14 protein-coding genes are annotated in these 16356 nt (G+C 41.4%); 7 read left to right on the top strand and 7 right to left on the bottom strand.

All coding sequences use genetic code 11. The features are described from left to right. The first annotated feature begins 29 nt into the window (after positions 1–29). Together ACT3ID_RS03550 and ACT3ID_RS03545 are read left to right on the top strand one after the other, a co-directional pair. Positions 30–1214: an acyl-CoA dehydrogenase family protein gene (locus ACT3ID_RS03550; RefSeq protein WP_491540614.1), complete on the top strand. Its 1185-nt coding sequence runs from the start codon at positions 30–32 to the stop codon at positions 1212–1214. A 132-nt stretch (positions 1215–1346) separates the two neighbouring features. Further along, on the top strand, positions 1347–2567 hold the full coding sequence (locus tag ACT3ID_RS03545; protein ID WP_491540613.1) for an acyl-CoA dehydrogenase: 1221 nt from the start codon (positions 1347–1349) through the stop codon (positions 2565–2567). A 64-nt stretch (positions 2568–2631) separates the two neighbouring features. Here ACT3ID_RS03545 and ACT3ID_RS03540 read toward each other — a convergent pair whose 3' ends face one another. From ACT3ID_RS03540 to ACT3ID_RS03510, 7 genes are all read right to left on the bottom strand, one after another. Further along, the gene (locus tag ACT3ID_RS03540; RefSeq protein ID WP_491540612.1) at positions 2632–3075 is read right to left on the bottom strand and encodes a carboxypeptidase-like regulatory domain-containing protein; all 444 of its coding nucleotides are present in this window, start codon (positions 3073–3075) and stop codon (positions 2632–2634) included. Between the two features lie 264 nt (positions 3076–3339). After that, positions 3340–3786, bottom strand: a complete 447-nt coding sequence (locus tag ACT3ID_RS03535; protein WP_491540611.1) for a carboxypeptidase-like regulatory domain-containing protein — start codon at positions 3784–3786, stop codon at positions 3340–3342. 202 nt (positions 3787–3988) lie between these two features. Then, positions 3989–4996, bottom strand: a complete 1008-nt coding sequence (gene rfbB, locus ACT3ID_RS03530) for a dTDP-glucose 4,6-dehydratase (RefSeq protein ID WP_491540610.1) — start codon at positions 4994–4996, stop codon at positions 3989–3991. Next, on the bottom strand, positions 4996–5541 hold the full coding sequence (gene rfbC / locus ACT3ID_RS03525) for a dTDP-4-dehydrorhamnose 3,5-epimerase (RefSeq protein ID WP_491540609.1): 546 nt from the start codon (positions 5539–5541) through the stop codon (positions 4996–4998). Before rfbC ends, rfbB begins: the two co-directional genes overlap by 1 nt. A gap of 179 nt (positions 5542–5720) precedes the next feature. Beyond that, positions 5721–6347: a transposase gene (locus tag ACT3ID_RS03520; protein WP_491540608.1), complete on the bottom strand. Its 627-nt coding sequence runs from the start codon at positions 6345–6347 to the stop codon at positions 5721–5723. A gap of 82 nt (positions 6348–6429) precedes the next feature. Further along, positions 6430–7311: a dTDP-4-dehydrorhamnose reductase gene (gene rfbD / locus ACT3ID_RS03515; protein ID WP_491540607.1), complete on the bottom strand. Its 882-nt coding sequence runs from the start codon at positions 7309–7311 to the stop codon at positions 6430–6432. Then, the gene (locus ACT3ID_RS03510; RefSeq protein ID WP_491540606.1) at positions 7308–8018 is read right to left on the bottom strand and encodes a sugar phosphate nucleotidyltransferase; all 711 of its coding nucleotides are present in this window, start codon (positions 8016–8018) and stop codon (positions 7308–7310) included. Before ACT3ID_RS03510 ends, rfbD begins: the two co-directional genes overlap by 4 nt. Before the next feature lie 224 nt (positions 8019–8242). On the opposite strand from ACT3ID_RS03510, the gene ACT3ID_RS03505 reads away from it, so the two are divergent. The 5 genes from ACT3ID_RS03505 to ACT3ID_RS03485 all read left to right on the top strand — a co-directional run bounded on the left by ACT3ID_RS03505 (position 8243) and on the right by ACT3ID_RS03485 (position 16224). Then, the gene (locus tag ACT3ID_RS03505) at positions 8243–13378 is read left to right on the top strand and encodes an invasin domain 3-containing protein (RefSeq protein ID WP_491540605.1); all 5136 of its coding nucleotides are present in this window, start codon (positions 8243–8245) and stop codon (positions 13376–13378) included. A gap of 242 nt (positions 13379–13620) precedes the next feature. Next, complete coding sequence (locus tag ACT3ID_RS03500; RefSeq protein ID WP_491540604.1) at positions 13621–13932, top strand: hypothetical protein; 312 nt, start codon at positions 13621–13623, stop codon at positions 13930–13932. Between the two features lie 12 nt (positions 13933–13944). After that, positions 13945–14520 carry a hypothetical protein gene (locus ACT3ID_RS03495; protein ID WP_491540603.1) on the top strand — a complete coding sequence of 192 codons (576 nt, stop codon included), beginning with the start codon at positions 13945–13947 and terminating at the stop codon, positions 14518–14520. Positions 14521–14543: 23 nt separating this feature from the next. After that, positions 14544–15791 carry a DUF4900 domain-containing protein gene (locus tag ACT3ID_RS03490; RefSeq protein WP_491540602.1) on the top strand — a complete coding sequence of 416 codons (1248 nt, stop codon included), beginning with the start codon at positions 14544–14546 and terminating at the stop codon, positions 15789–15791. 34 nt (positions 15792–15825) lie between these two features. Continuing rightward, a complete protein-coding gene (locus ACT3ID_RS03485; protein ID WP_491540601.1) occupies positions 15826–16224 on the top strand; it encodes a hypothetical protein in 399 nt (132 codons plus the stop codon). The last annotated feature ends 132 nt before the right edge of the window (positions 16225–16356 follow it).

Genomic DNA, 16356 nt, shown 5'->3' with positions numbered 1-16356 from the left:
AAAACTTCAATCATTTGTAATTCTGTCTTATGAGTAAAAATGTACTTCAAGAATCAGCTGCTTTGAGCTTCGATCTTTCCGATGAACAACAGCTTATCAAAGAGAGCATGAAAGATTTTGTAGAACGTCATGTTGCACCCGGCGTAAAAGAGCGCGATGCCCAAAAATCATTTCCACATGACATCATCGAGAGGCTGGCCGATCAAGGATTTATGGGTATGATTCATCCTGAAGAGTATGGTGGCGGCGGCGTGGGACATGTCAGCTTTTGTCTGGCTATCGAAGAAATTGCCCGCTGGGATGCTTCACTGGCACTAACAGTAGCTTCGCATACTTCTCTGGCATCCGGACACATAGCACTTGCAGCAAACCGATCCCAAAAAGAAAAATACTTAACACCTTTAGCAGAGGGGGAAAAATTGGGAGCCTGGTGCCTGACTGAACCTGGATCAGGTAGTGATGCATCGGGATTAAAAACAACAGCCACAAAAAATGGTGATACATGGATTCTCAACGGATCTAAAATATTTATTACGCAGGGATCAGTTGGAGATATCTACGTTGTACTGGCAAAGACAGATCCCGATAAAGGCACAAAAGGAATTAGCGCTTTTATTGTCGAAAGAGAATGGGATGGCGTGGAGCCGGGCGGAAAAATGGAGAAACTGGGAATGAATTCCAGTGACACCACCGAAGTTGTTTTTGAGGATGTGGAGATACCTGAAGAAAACCTGCTCGGTGAACTCGGCGAAGGCTTTGTTGACACAATGAAAGTTCTTGATGGCGGACGTATCGGCATTGGCGCCTTGTCGGTGGGTATTGCGCGCGGAGCGCTGGAGGAGTCGATGAAATATGCGGGTGAACGTAAGCAGTTTGGATCGCCCATCGGTAATTTCCAGGCTATCGAAAAAAAACTGGCCGATATGGCTACTGAAATTGATGCTGCCCGTTTTCTTGTCCACCGTGCCGCCTGGCTGAAAGATCAGGATAAGCCGTTTACCAAAGAGGTTTCGATGGCAAAACTTTTTGCCTCAGAACTGGCCGTGCGTGCTGCGGATGAGGCCGTGCAAATTCACGGGGGCTACGGCTATATCAAAGAGTATCACGTTGAGCGTTTTTTGCGTGATGCCAAGCTAATGACGATCGGCGAAGGTACCTCCGAAGTGCAGCGGATGATTATTGCACGTGAGCTTAAAAAAGAGTATTGGCAGTGATCACTTATCAGGAATCAGAAGAGTGCACCACTGTTCACTGGTAACTGCCAACTGCGTACGATTACCGTTTACATTTATTTGACTAGCGCTTACCTTGCACCGGAAGAAAAACAAGCAACCAATTCATTATCTATGCCTAGCAACAGTTTTAACATTGACGATCCCTTTCAATTTGAATCCGAGCTCGAAGAAGATGATCGCCTGATCATGGAGACAGCTCGCGACTACGCACAGAGTAAACTAGAGCCGCGGGCTCTAAAAGGAAATCAGGAAGAATATTTTGATCAGGATATCGCCGAGGAAATGGGCGATCTGGGACTGCTTGGTTCTTATCTGCCGCCAGAGTATGGTGGTGTAGATGCCAGCCAGACTGCTTATGGACTGATTGCCCGTGAAGTTGAACGCGTGGATTCGGGCTATCGCTCGTTTATGTCGGTGCAGTCGTCGCTGGTAATGTTTCCGATCTTCAAATTCGGGACGGATGAACAGAAAGAGCGTTTTCTGCCCAAGCTGGCTACCGGCGAACTTATTGGATGTTTTGGATTAACAGAACCCGATCACGGGTCGGATCCCGGCTCGATGGCTACCACAGCCGTAAAAACCGACGGCGGCTGGATTCTCAACGGCGCCAAAATGTGGATTACCAATTCACCTATTGCCGATGTAGGAATTGTCTGGGCCAAAGCCAAGGAGAATAAAGATGATGAAGGCGAAATTCGTGGATTTATTGTGGAGAAAGATATGGAGGGCTACAGCGCTCCGGCGACAAAATATAAAATGTCGCTTCGCGCTTCAGAAACAGGCGAAATGATTTTCGAGGATGTTTTTGTACCCGATGAAAATGCTTTTCCCGATATTCGCGGACTAAAGGGACCGTTCACCTGTCTCAACAGTGCTCGCTACGGCATTGCCTGGGGCACAGTGGGAGCTGCCGAATTCTGTTATCAAAAAGCGCGTGAATATGTGCTTGATCGCACACAGTTTGGGTATCCTATCGGGGCCAATCAGCTACCACAGACAAAATTAGCTAATATGTTGACTGATATTACGCAGATGCAGTTACTGGCGTGGCGACTGGGTAAGCTTAAAGATGAGGGGCGATCTCATCACTCTATGGTTTCGCTGGCAAAGCGCAATAACTGTGGAACGGCATTAAAAATAGCACGCATGGCTCGGGATATGCATGGTGCTAACGGCATTACCGGCGAATATCGCGTCATTCATCATATGATGAATTTGGAATCTGTAAATACTTATGAAGGCACATTCGATATTCACGGTCTTATCCTGGGACGTGAAATCACAGATATCCAAGCTTTCGTGCCACGTGGAAATGATATGCCAGAAAATTGATCTATAAAATAAAAAAAGCCACCCCGCTATTTGCAGGGTGGCTTAAAAGAGCTATTAGTAAAAGTTAAAAGTCACTTTCTTGAGGCTGAAGCTCAAAAGTCATGTAAACATTTTGTTGCTCTTGAACTTGTTGTCCTTGACTCATTAAATAGTCAGGTCGTATGGTTTCTGAAAGGGTTTCATAACCTTCGTGCTCAATTTCGATAGTAACTTCACTACCAGTTTGTCCTACCCCTTCAGATTCAGTGGTACCTTCCGCGGAAAGGTTGTCAAATTCAAACATACCTTCCTGGTCGGTTGTGGCCTCTTGGTCCTGCCCTTGTATTCTGACTGTAACGTCAGAAAGAGGCTCTCCTGTTGAGGCATCAACCACCTTACCTTTAAATTGATTCATTGTTTCTGTTTCTCTCTCTTGTTCTCCGGTAACTTGAGCGTTAACCGTACTGAATGACAATGCAAAACCTACAAATAGAGCTAACACTCCGTATAAGATTTTATTTTTTAACATAGTTGATTACCTTTTTTATGCACATTTACGCATATATTATTGTTGTTAATTTATATGACTATATGATTATAGGTAGAGTAACGGGAAACGGTTCCACTAAAGGCCGTAGTAATTATCAGGCAATTTTTGTAAAAAAATCTTCAATTTGGACAAGAATTACCTTACAACCATTTGAAATAGCTCATCTTTGAAACAAAAAAAGCCACCCCGTTGAGACAGGGTGGCTTAAGACTTTAAAAAGAGACTATTGAAAAAGACAGATGATTAATAGTCACCTTCTTTAGGCTGCAGCTCAAAGGTCATGATATCTTCATTCATGCCTTGTTCTTGCTCTTGGCCTTGTTGTTGTCCTTGACTTCTTAAATCCTCAGGACTAATCGTTTCTGAGAGGGTTTCATACCCTTCATGCTCGATTTCAATAGTAATTTCTCCGGCTTCGCCCATTCCTTCAGTGGTTGAACCTTCTGCAGAAAGATTATCAAACTCGAATATACCTTCCTGATCAGTGGTTGCTTCTTGGTCCTGCCCTTGAACTCGGACAGTTACATCAGAAAGAGGCTGTCCTGTAGACGCATCCACCACCTTACCTTTGAAATTGTTTAGGCTTTCTCTCTCTTGTTCTCCGGTAACTTGAGCGTTAACCGTACTGAATGAAATAGCAAAACCTACAAATAGAGCTAATACTCCGTATAAGATTTTATTCTTTAACATAACTATAACCTTTTTTGTTTTTTATATATGGTGATTTGTTCATATATAATTGTTATTAATTTGTATGACTATATGGTTATAGGTGGGGTAATGGGAATCGGTTCCCATAAATGCCGTAGTAATTATCAGGCAATTTTTGTAAAAAAAATACTTCATTATTCTAAAAAACGCCTCTATTGTTATTTAAATGGTATTTATTACCTCATCCACGGTATCGCTCTATATACCATTGAACCGTCTCTCTCAATCGTTCATCGAACGAACTCTGGCATTTCCATCCTAGTTCTTCCTTTATCTTAGTGGCATCAATAGCATAGCGAAAATCGTGTCCCGGACGATCGGTAACAAAAGAAATCAGGCTTTTGAAATCCGACTCCGGTGCATCATTGACTTCCTGATTAAGAATATCACATATTTTTTTCACCAACTCGATATTTTTCCACTCATTATCTCCGCCGATGACATAAGTTTCTCCCGGTCTTCCATCCTGAAAAACGAGATCCAGCGCCTCGCAGTGATCCTTCACATACAACCAATCCCGCACGTTTTCTCCCCTCCCATAAACGGGTATATCATCATGATTTAAGGCAGTGCGTATAACGGTGGGTATTAGTTTTTCATCATGCTGGTGCGGACCAAAGTTATTAGAACAGTTTGTCGTAACCACTTTCATCCCATAAGTATGGAAGTAGGAGCGAACTATAAAGTCACTACCCGCTTTCGAAGCCGAATAGGGTGAATTGGGAGCATAAGGCGTCTCCTCCGAAAAGGCTCCCTCATCTCCAAGTTCGCCATACACCTCATCGGTAGAAACATGCAAAAAGCGAGATTCCTCCCATCGCTGATCGTCTTCCATCCAGAATTTCCGACATTCCTCCAGTATATTGAATGTACCCAGTACATTCGACTTGATAAACGGCTCCGGCCCCTTTATGGAATTATCAACATGTGATTCAGCGGCTAAATGGAAAACCCCCTGCGGCTTATAGCTGCGAATAACATCACGAACTGCTTCACGATTGACGATATCCAGCTTTTTGAAAGTATATCTGCTGGAATTTTTAATAGAGCTCAGATATGAAGTATCCGAGGCATAACCCAGCTTATCAATATTTAAAAAATGACTCTCGGGATATTTTTTATGCAAATGGAGTAACAAATTCGAGCCAATGAACCCCGCTCCGCCTGTAACTAGAATACGTTCTTTCATTAAAATAGATCTTCATTCGATATTTCACTTAATGTTGGTTGATCCTGATCTTTATCAGAAATTATGGGATTCTCAACTTTCCAGTCAATGCCCAAATCGGGATCATTCCAAAGAAGGCCCCGCTCTCCCTCGGGATAGTAATAGTCACTGCATTTGTAATAGACTAACGCATAATCAGAGAGTACGGAAAAACCATGGGCGAAGCCTTTGGGGATAAACATCTGGTGCTTGTTTTCCGCCGAAAGTTCCGTAGCTACATATTCACCAAAAGTAGGAGAACCACGCCGTAAATCCACAGCAACATCCATGATCGTTCCCTGCATAACCATTAACAATTTATCTTGTGGCCGCTCAATCTGATAATGCAGTCCCCGCACAGTATTTTTTTGGGATTTGGATAAGTTATCTTGCACAAAATACACATCAATATCCTGTGACTCCAGATGTTCTTCGCGGTAGGTTTCCAGAAAAAAACCCCGGTCATCCTGATAGACCTCAGGCTTTAACAGTAATATATCCGGAATTTCTGTTTTGGTAACTTGCATCAGCAGTGTCATCAGTTTTCAAATGAGAAGCAAATATAATGATTTACAAATAGAATATTTTTCATGATTGTTAGCCATTATCCAAAGTTACAGGAGAGACCTCATGTACTTGTAGGACGGGCATCTTTGCCCGTCCATTTTAGTTTTTTGAAATCTATGGTCGGGCAAAGATGCCCGACCTACAGGTTATAAAGAAATTCTGGTGTGCAATAACTATATACCCAATCCTGCCAATGATCAACTATTCCCGTTTTTACTGGATTATTTAATACATACCAAATTTTATTCTCCAACTCACTCCGATTTCTGATACCCCTGTCAAAGCTTTCCGACTGCCAAAAAGCACCTCTTCTGCCTAAAATCTTATTACATTCAAGTGCTGTATATGATTTTATACTATGGAGAATCTCTGTAACAGGATAACCATTCGCTGAGTTTTCGTTGTTGTGCGAAGAACCGATATGCCGAAAAATCAAATGTACATGGTTAGGCATTATGGTATAGCAATAAAGATCATATCTCTGCTCATCATGATAGTGAAGAGCGTTCTGAACAGTTTCTGCAATCTTTCCCCGTTTAAGCCAGGTTGGTCCTATTTCGGCTTTATCTAAAAGTTCTTCATATTTCTGGATGATCTTTCTTACGATCTGATCTTGATCAACTTCATTCCCTTCTTGAATCTGCTTCCTATAAAACTGCAGTTTTTTAACAGCTTCTGGTGGTAAAGAACCTGCAAGTCGAAAGGTCACAAAAAATTCCGCATTCTCAGGTTGCCAATGTGGCAAATGTCTTTGATAAAAAGCCATATCTGTAGGACGGGCATCCTGCCCGTCCCATTTAATTAATATTGCGTTTATAGGTCGGGCAAGATGCCCGACCTACTTGTTTTCAGCTATCTATTTTCATTAACAAATCTCGCAATCCTTCATGCCAATGTATAATTTCACTGCCAGAAACTGATTCGATCTTCTTCGTACTAAGCTTGGAAAAATGCGGACGCTCGGCTTTCGTGGGGAAAGCCGCTGATGATACGGCTTCCACATCTACATCGATATTGTTGTACTCGAAAATTGCTTTGGCAAAGTCATACCACGTGATTATCCCTCCGGAAGTAATATGGAAAGTACCAGCAGACTTTTTCTCCAATAAGTCCAAAGTTTTCTTTACCACATCATTAGTAAAAGTTGGACTTCCCCACTGATCATTCACAACCTGTAACTGATCTCGCTCGCGGCCAAGCCGTAGCATTGTTTTAACAAAATTCTGCCCGAATTGTCCGCACAGCCAGGATAACCGAATTATCAAGTGATTATCGGTTGTTTGACGAACAGTCTGTTCCCCCTCCCATTTTGTTTGTCCGTACCAGTTGATGGGATCAGCAGGATAATCTTCAGGATATCCCTCCGGCAGAGCTTCTTTACCTTTTTTACTCCCTGAAAATACATAATCAGTTGAATAGTGAATGAGCTGAAACCCTATTTCATCAGCAAGTGTTGCAATATTACCAACAGCATCGGTATTCACCCGCCGGGCTAACTCTCTATGTTCTTCGGCTCCATCCACATCGGTATAAGCCGCACAATTAATGACAATATCCGGCTGCTGTTTGTACAACTCCTCCGACAACCGCTCGCTATTTGTGATATCAAGTTGATCGGAGGTATAGGGTATTATGGCATCTTCTTGCGATGCAGTGTCTCTACTTCGAAAACAATGCTGCCATTCACTTCCCAACTGTCCCGATGCTCCAAGCAAGATCATCTTTTTCATTCCAATCCGTCACTTACAAGTTCATTGGCACGTTTATACGAGCTCGGCGTTCCGGCATCAGTCCACCACCCTTGCATAATTGAAAATCGCATTTCTTCCTGCCGTATATAGCGATTATTGACATCCGTAATCTCCAATTCACCGCGGTCAGAAGGTTCCAGATCTCGAATAAAGTCAAAAACTTGTGCATCATACGTATAAACGCCCGTCACGGCTAAACTGCTTTTTGGATGCTCGGGTTTTTCTTCTATGCCGATAATTTTGTCTCCTTCAACTTCGGCAACACCAAAACGCTCGGGATCATCTACATCCTTTAATAAAATTTGCGCTCCACTGCCTGGGTAATTAGATAGTGCCTTGTCGAGCGAAGTTTTAAAAATGTTGTCTCCCAAAATAACTGTCATACTATCATCACCAACAAAATTTTCAGCCAAACCCAATGCCTGGGCTATTCCACCGGCTTCATCTTGCACTTTGTATGTAAAGCGGCACCCGAAATCCTTTCCTGATCCCAACAGGTTTACCACATCCCCCATATGCTCTGTCCCCGTAACAATCAAAATCTCCTTGATACCTGCTTTTGTTAACTTTTCTATCGGATAATAAATCATCGGCTTATTGCCAATGGGCAGCAGGTGCTTATTGGTTACCTTTGTTAAAGGGTACAAACGCGATCCGGTTCCTCCGGCTAAGATGATGCCTTTCATATTTTTCTTTTGCAGTAACTGAATATTATTTGGTTCGAATATAATCCGTTTTTGGTGATCTTTAAAGCATTTTAATTCTTTGTTTATTATTGTACTTGGTATCTTTGTAATAGAAATTATATAAACAGTGTACCATATCTAATACCATCGACGGCTTGACTAGGGCAACGTGTGAGCTATATTACAGACTCCAAAAACATATCCTATTTTTAATAGGTTTAGGATTGTTTTATATAATTCCATCTAATGTTTTTGGTCAAACAGCTGATATCATTAAAGCCTCTGGTGGTAAAAATTTATCAATTGATTCCGTAGCAACACAAGGTTTTACTGCCATTGACGGACCTACTATCCGGGAAACCAGCTCTGGTCAACTGACATCAGGTGGTACTATTGTTCTCACATTACCAAACGGATTTGTGTGGAGTGACACATTAAAATCGGTGGATAATGGGGGTACTATCGATATTACAATAGAACCTACTGGTGCGGCAAATACTAAACTTGAGGTTAGCTTTACCTCCATCACCTCTTCCAAGGCTACTTTTACTGTTGACCGTGAAAGCACAACTAATGGTAAAGGACAAGGCCCGGGAAGGGTTGAAATTAGTGGTCTATATTTAAGACCCGATACCCTTGAAGTGCCTTATGAGAAACAAATAAGTAATACCGGCACCACAGGCCCGGACAAAAATTATGGTGATCTTAGTACAGCTGTAGGCGCTATTGAGGAAGTACAGGTTGAAACTGCTTCGGACGGAAGTGGACAGATAGTTCCTGCTCAGGACATACTTGCCGGCAATTCCATTACCGTCTATTCTATTGGCAGGGATGTGGGGGATAACTTTGTAAAAAATGTGGCTCTGGCAAGTGGATCAGATTGGACGGTCACCGGCGGAAATGGAGAGATCTCCCAATCAGCCCTGGACCCCTCCAGCGACTTGAAGAGCGCAGTTTTTTCCTCCAAAACTACAGGCACCACCAAAATTCAGGCGTCTTACAGTGGAGCTACTTCTGTGAGCTCAGGATTGATCACGGTACAGCCACGGAAAACAGATGAAATTCTAATTAAAACTCAGCCTTCCTCTTCGGCAACTGCAGGTAATATTTTTTCGACCCAGCCTGTTATTCTTCTACAAGATCAATTCGGTAATAAAGTTACCACGGACGACACTACCCAGGTTACTGCTAGTATAAATACTGGCGATGGCTCCCTTTCAGGTACGCTCACACAAACAGCTTCGAGTGGAGAAGTTGCTTTTACTGATCTATTTGCTACCATTGCAGATACAATATCTCTGGGATTTGAAAGTGCAGGCCTTAATTCACTTACTTCCAATCAGATCATTGTCAATCCTGCTGCAGCTTCAGATCTGGAGTACATTGTGCAACCAACCAACACGGGAGAAAATAATGTCATTGATCCTCCGGTTGAACTGCAACTGCTGGATGAATTTGGAAACAGCGTTCCTGAAAGTGGGACATCAGTATCTCTCAGTGAAGAAGGGAACAAAGATTTCATAAACAGTAACAGTAGTACACTCACCGTAAATACTGATACAAACGGGATTGCTATTTTTGACAATATCAAACTCAATAATAAGACAGCACCGGATACTGTACAGTTAACTGCACAGTTCAACGGTATCTACTCTCCGGTCACAAGTAAATCCTTTCTGATAATAAGTTCAGATGCATTGGCAAGATATGATATCACAAATACCAACGGAAATAACATTACACAAAAGCAGGCCGGAAATTCTTTTGATATTACCATAACCGCTAAAGACGGCAGTGACAAAGATTTTACCTTTGATAGTGACAGCACTCTTACGATCACAGCTGACAGTGACATAGAATCCGGTGATTTTGATGTAACGATTCAAAGCGGGAATTCAAGCGTTACAACCAGTTTAACACTTATATCATCGGGTACAACCAAAATATACGCTGACGCAAGCGAAGATATATCCGGAGAAAGCAACTCCTTTAACGTTATACCCTCCGATTCTATCGATACCTCCACATCAACCATCACCGCTGATCCTAACTCCATAACTGCCGATGGAAATAGTACTTCTACCATAACTGTACAATTAAAAGATGAATTTGGTAATAACCATGAAAGCGGGGGAGAATCGGTTACTTTATCAACTACAGCTGGTAGCCTGGGTAGTGTAACGGATAACAACGACGGAACCTACAGTGCCGATCTAACCTCTACTACCGATGCAAGCCAAACGGCCACTATTTCAGGTGATGTGAACAGCAGATCTATTTCAGATGAAGCAACGGTGGATTTTGTCCCGGATGAAGTTGTTGGTTTTACTTTTTCACTACCACAGAATAATGGGAATCCTGCTACACAGACCGCAGGCGTATCATTTGAGATTGATGTGGATGCTATTGATGACCAAGGAAATATTGCCACCGGTTTTGATGGCACTGTAACGTTTACCACAAACTCAACAATTAGCTCGGGAGGTAGTGCATCCTTTACCAATGGAGAGCTAAATAATCACTCCATTACCCTAACCAAAGCCGATTCCAGCACAACGATTACTGCAGAAGCAGATGATCTTTTTGAGATTTCAGGTACCAGTAAAACTTTTGTTGTGATTCCGAACGATCCTGATGCTGCTGAATCTCAATTAAATGCCAACCCAACTACTCTTCTCAATGAAACTTCCTCGGAATCTGTCATATCTGTCATTCTTCGGGATAGTTATCAAAACAGAATATATCAGCAACAATCAGTTTCTTTGGAGCTTACCCAGTTAGAAGAAGATAATAACAGCTCTTCCGACGGTAATGCGGATGCTTCACTTGCCAATAAAAACGATATTCCATTTAATTCCACTCAAGGAGTTTACCGGGATACTCTTAGCGCATCCTCCACAATCGAACTCATTGAAATTGCTGGCGTTTACGGCTCAACCGATACTCAAATTGTACAAACAGATACTGTAGATATCGTCATACCTAATACCTGGGAAGGTGATGCTGGCGGCCCCTCAACGGTGCAAACCGACTGGACTAATTCTGAAAATTGGTCTCAAGATAAAGTGCCTGACAGTGACAGCTTTGTCATCATTCCTGACGTCCAAAATATGCCGGAACTTGATCTTAATATTTCTCTGGGCAGCTTCAAAGTACAATCCGGCGCATCACTAACGCTGTTCGGTGGAAATGCAATTAATGTTTCCGGAGATATTACTCTAAATGGGAATCTTGATATTGAAGATAACACAGAAGTTACAACAGGAGGTAGTTTTCGCGGCACAGGATCTTTTGCCGCAGGAAATAATACCACGATTAAAGTTGCTGGTAACATGACAATTGAAAACTTCTTAGCCCGTACATCTGGCACACAAATCTCGCTAAATGGATCCAGTCCACAAACAATAACAGGAACTAATATACTGGCGCAAAATCTGAATATTAAAAATGATGTTAATGTCGAATCAGGCAATGAACTTATCGACACCTCCATCTTAAGCATTGAAGCCGACAACACTTTTGAATTGAATACGGGTGTAAATGATACCTTGGATGTTTTCAATTCAATTCAGGGGGCAGGTACTCTTGTTATCAATGGTAATACGCTGGTACTTGGAGGAGATATTGATCTTGATAATATTGATGCCAGTCAGGCCACTATTATATTTGGTGTCAGGTTGGGAGAAGATCCTGCCAGTGCAAATCTGTCGCAACAATCAATTTCTAATCTCAGTGAAATGAAAAATGCGATCATTAACAATGATCAGGGGGTTCAAACATTCGAAGATATTGTTGTAGACGGGAATTTAACTCTTGAAAACGGAGAACTCATTATCACATCCGGGAAGAGCCTTATCGCCCCCAACCAAACATATAATAACGGTTCCATTTCTATGCACCGTACTATAAGTTCCCAGGGATGGGTTATGATGAGTTCACCTATTAATAATGGATTTGACGACCTTTTTGATGAGCTGACAGTACAAGGGATGACGGGATCTGACTATCCCGACCGACAACCTAATCTATTGTACTATAATGAAACAATAGAGGGAACGGATAACCAACGCTGGAGAACACCAAACGATATCACCAATTCCTTTCAAGATCCTGATTCTACGGGACGCGGTTTTTTCTTTTACGTATTCGGAGATGTGGATAATGACAGCGATTACAACGATACACTACCTGTGACTCTGAATGTAAGTGGACAGGAATACGAATACCAAAACAGTTCATTTACTTTTAGTTCAGTTACCTACACAGCCAAAGCCGATACGGGCTGGAATCTAGTTGGAAATCCATGGGCAGCTACGATTGATTGGGATGACTCCGGAAATTGGACTAAAACATATATCGATGACGTGATCTATGTCTGGGACCCCGAAACCAATGATTACTTAACCTGGAATGGTATAGATGGATCACTTAATAATGGATTGATAAAGCCTTTTCAAGCTTTTTGGATTAAAGCTAATAATGAAAATCCAGTTCTTGCTGTTGATAAATCAGCCAAAGCAACAGGAGGAGATTTTTATGGTAAGTCGGATAAAGCTCCTGCTTCAATCGAATTTCTGCTTGAAGCCGGAGATCTATCCAAAAAAACACATATCACTCTCTCTTCCGACGGTAGGAATAATAAAGACAGTCTTGATGCCTATCGCCTGTTGCCTTTCGAAACCGATACCTACCTGGAATTTTATAGCACATTGGAAGATGGAACACAATTGGCCATCAACAATCTATCTCGCTCGTTTGGAAAGAAAATTTCAATTCCGCTGATTGTAGGCGGTTTTAAATCAGGAAAACCTATCAATGGAGGATATACTATCTCTTGGCCTAAATTTGGCGATGTACCGGAGGAATGGACCCTAACATTAATAGATAAAAAAACTGATAAGCAGATAGACCTGCAGGATAATACCTTTTATAGTTTCGATCTTTCCCAATCCAAGGAAAAACAACCCCTGACAAATACCGCCCAAAATTTTAATCTGACAGCTCCGGTGAATAATGTAAAGGCAAAGAGTAATCAATCAGAAGAGAGCCGGTTTATTCTGCGCATTGATCCCGGTGCCGATGGATCAGACATACCCCATGAGTACTCACTGGGCATAAATTATCCTAATCCGTTCAGTGAGCAAACTACAATCAAATTTAATACCCCTGTTGAAGGAGAAGTTAAGTTATTGATCTATGATATTCTTGGCCGAAGGGTTATGACCCTCCTCGATGAACGCCGCCCAGCAGCATTTCACGAATTAGAATGGAATCCAACGCAACTGGCGAGCGGTGTTTACATTGTAGTGATGCGTGCGGGGGGCAAACAGTTTTCTAAAAAAATGACTTATATCAAATAGAAGGTCGTCATTTATTCCTCTCCTGATTCTATAACAACACCTTTAGAATAGATTAAGTGGTTCAATGTAATTAGCTAGGTAAAAGATTTGTAACAACTGCCGATGTAGCCACTCTTTTTATTAAGAGCAGAAAAATTGGAACACGTTGGCAGATTATGAATGATTATTCCGACTTGATATTCTTAATGGGGGCAATGATTGTATTCTCATTGCTCTCGTTACAGGTAAGTCGGACTTTTCAAATGAATAATCAAATTCAGATGGAGGCGGAAATAGAATATAATGCTGTATCCATAGCACAAAATGAGATTGACCGCGTGCGATGGATAAACTCTGAATCGGACCTGAATAACCATGTAAATTCGTACCCTAAAGAAGTTCCGTTGGCAGTAAATGGTGATACACTTTTTTATGATGTAGAGGTAAACACATCTGATATTTCCATTCCCAACAGTAATGTTGAGAATAAACAAGTTACTGTAGAAGTAACCAACGAATATTTAGAATCAAACAATGGATCAGGGGTACAGTTACAATATATAAAAAGCTTTTAACCAGGGATTTCTATGAGATTAGGTATCGCAACCAGTTTTATAATCGGCGGACTTCTTCTTGTATCAATGCTGTACCTCAATAACCAAGTGTTTCAAAACTCCTACGAAATTACTGTTAACTCGAGTGATAAAACTAAGTTTGAGGCAATTCGCCAAATAATAACTCAAGATTTTAGTCGCATTGGATTTGGCGATGGTAGTGAAATAAAAAACCTTAACCCTCCCCATTTTATCAATTTCAGCGCAGATGTTCACGGTCAGGGTACTTCAACGGTTATATGGCACTTCCAGGAGAACGTTCAGGTTAAAGAGACCTCTAATCCTGATGATCGTGTCCTGAAACGTAATGGCCCTGTTGATGATACGGGAGGCTCTAAACCAACAGATTTCTATGTTGTTGATTTTGAATTGACGGGATACAGCGATGTACAGGGTACGAATGAAACAACAGATGAGGATGAAATCAAGAGTCTTCGAATTAAAATTATCACCGAATCTCCTGAACCGATTTCCACCGGTTCGGGAGATCCCTATTATCCCAAAACAGTGTGGGAAAAACTAATTGTGCCAAGTAACCTGCAGCTTTAGAAATTTAATAAAAATACAATATTATGGGACGCGGATTATTAATTCTTGCTTCAGGGATGGTCGTCATTGTAGGTTTTGTCCAAATGTCAGTAAATGAGCGACTTAAAGCTATACCTCAGCGCACATTTGACTATCATCAAGAGACGGATGCTCAAAATATTGCTAATACCCTAATTGAGTATGGTATTGAAGAAATTAGAAATGATCAGACCTGGGATGAGGGATTTTCTTCAAATGATTTTATGGGAGCAGAAGCAACACTCCAAGTATCTGACTTTGATGATTTCGATAATAACAATCCAAATATTCCGAACGATCACAATATTCAAAACTGGAATCGTTGGACTATACTACTCGTTAGCACTGTCGAAACAGATCGCACAAAGGCTATAGTAGAAGCCTCTGTTACCCAAGATTCGTTTTCTCGGTTTGCTTTTTTCAGCAATGATGAAAATGGGATCTATTTTGGAAGTGGTGATGTCATAAACGGTCCCGTTCATACGAACGGAACACTGAATATGACAGGTAGTCCCACATTTAATGGACCAGTAACAAGCTCTAATGGATGGAGAGGTAGTGCCAATCCCCAGTTTAATGGTATCACTGACTTTGACGCCCAGCCAATTGCTATGCCAGATAATACACAGGGAAATCAACTTCGCAGCCAGGCTCAGAATGGAGGTCTTTCCTTCAATACTGATATTACTGTAGTATTCAATAACAATGGCACCGTTGATATTTCGCAAGGAGCAAATCCTCCAACCAATTATAATCTAGACAACTGGAACGGAGTAATTTCTTCTTCTGGTACTGTAACGGTTCAGGGTACGGTAAATGGACAGGCAACTCTTCACTCTTCACAACAGGTTAGAATTTCAGGCGATATTACATATCAGGACCAAAGCCAAAATTCATCTGACTTGTTGGGAATTGTTAGCCAGGGAGACATTGTCGTCAATTCCGATGCTCATAGAACTAACGGTAATCAAGATCTTACCATCAATGGTTCATTAATGGCCACAGGACAAGGAAATTCTTTTCGGGTTCAAAGTTTTGATGATGGTAATTTTCGCGGGACTTTGAATTTGCTGGGAGGAATACAACAAGACACGCGAGGGGCTGTGGCACAAGCTCGTTGGGGAGGTTTATCCGGTTATAATAAAAATTACAATTACGATAGCAGACTGGCACAACAAAACCCTCCATTCTACCCTCGTGCAAGTACATTTTCTGTACAATATATTGAAGAGAAACCGGTAGATTTTTTATAAATAAACTATTTACTTCAGGGAAAATGCTATCAACATGAAAAACTGTAAAATCCTGCTAGTCTCTATTTTCTTTCTTATTGCAATAACTGAAAATACAGTTAGTGCACAGGCCAACATCACTTTCCAAGTCAATTTAAAACCCCAGCTTGCGGATAGCGTCTTTATCCCGGAAAGAGATGCAATATATTTAAAGGGGGATGTATTTCCATTAACAAATTCCCGAAAAGTATATTTAAAAGATAAGGCTCCTGTCGATAGTGTTTATGAAGCCAAAGTTAACTTTCCTCCATCCACCAGTGGGGAACAACTGACTTATAATTTCTTTCTTGAAACTTCGGAAGGGGAAATAACCGAAAAAATGGCTCGATATCTTACGATAAGTTCTAAAAACAGAGAGTTAAACGCGATTCTTTTCAACAGCTTTTCGCGGTGATTTTCCAGACATACAATAAAACCGGACGAGAGTTATTCCAAGCTTTAAGATTTACTAATGGATAGGAACCTCTCTGCGTATTTTTTATCTTTGGAGCAAATATAGTCTACGGTTTCCGCAATCTACAGTTGT

The sequence above is a fragment of the Fodinibius sp. GM108 genome, from assembly GCF_058386985.1.
Note: the sequence above shows the minus strand (reverse complement) of the source record. Positions and strands in the feature narration are given on the sequence as shown.

Excerpts from the sequence above, each read along its gene's own strand:
- ACT3ID_RS03510 (WP_491540606.1), bottom strand. The coding sequence starts at position 8,018 with ATGAAAGGCATCATCTTAGCCGGAGGAACCGGATCGCGTTTGTACCCT.
- rfbB (WP_491540610.1), bottom strand. The coding sequence starts at position 4,996 with ATGAAAGAACGTATTCTAGTTACAGGCGGAGCGGGGTTCATTGGCTCG.
- rfbD (WP_491540607.1), bottom strand. The coding sequence starts at position 7,311 with ATGAAAAAGATGATCTTGCTTGGAGCATCGGGACAGTTGGGAAGTGAA.
- ACT3ID_RS03540 (WP_491540612.1), bottom strand. The coding sequence starts at position 3,075 with ATGTTAAAAAATAAAATCTTATACGGAGTGTTAGCTCTATTTGTAGGT.
- ACT3ID_RS03495 (WP_491540603.1), top strand. The coding sequence starts at position 13,945 with ATGAGATTAGGTATCGCAACCAGTTTTATAATCGGCGGACTTCTTCTT.
- ACT3ID_RS03485 (WP_491540601.1), top strand. The coding sequence starts at position 15,826 with ATGAAAAACTGTAAAATCCTGCTAGTCTCTATTTTCTTTCTTATTGCA.
- ACT3ID_RS03545 (WP_491540613.1), top strand. The coding sequence starts at position 1,347 with ATGCCTAGCAACAGTTTTAACATTGACGATCCCTTTCAATTTGAATCC.
- ACT3ID_RS03535 (WP_491540611.1), bottom strand. The coding sequence starts at position 3,786 with ATGTTAAAGAATAAAATCTTATACGGAGTATTAGCTCTATTTGTAGGT.
- ACT3ID_RS03550 (WP_491540614.1), top strand. The coding sequence starts at position 30 with ATGAGTAAAAATGTACTTCAAGAATCAGCTGCTTTGAGCTTCGATCTT.
- rfbC (WP_491540609.1), bottom strand. The coding sequence starts at position 5,541 with ATGCAAGTTACCAAAACAGAAATTCCGGATATATTACTGTTAAAGCCT.
- ACT3ID_RS03500 (WP_491540604.1), top strand. The coding sequence starts at position 13,621 with ATGAATAATCAAATTCAGATGGAGGCGGAAATAGAATATAATGCTGTA.
- ACT3ID_RS03520 (WP_491540608.1), bottom strand. The coding sequence starts at position 6,347 with ATGGCTTTTTATCAAAGACATTTGCCACATTGGCAACCTGAGAATGCG.
- ACT3ID_RS03490 (WP_491540602.1), top strand. The coding sequence starts at position 14,544 with ATGGGACGCGGATTATTAATTCTTGCTTCAGGGATGGTCGTCATTGTA.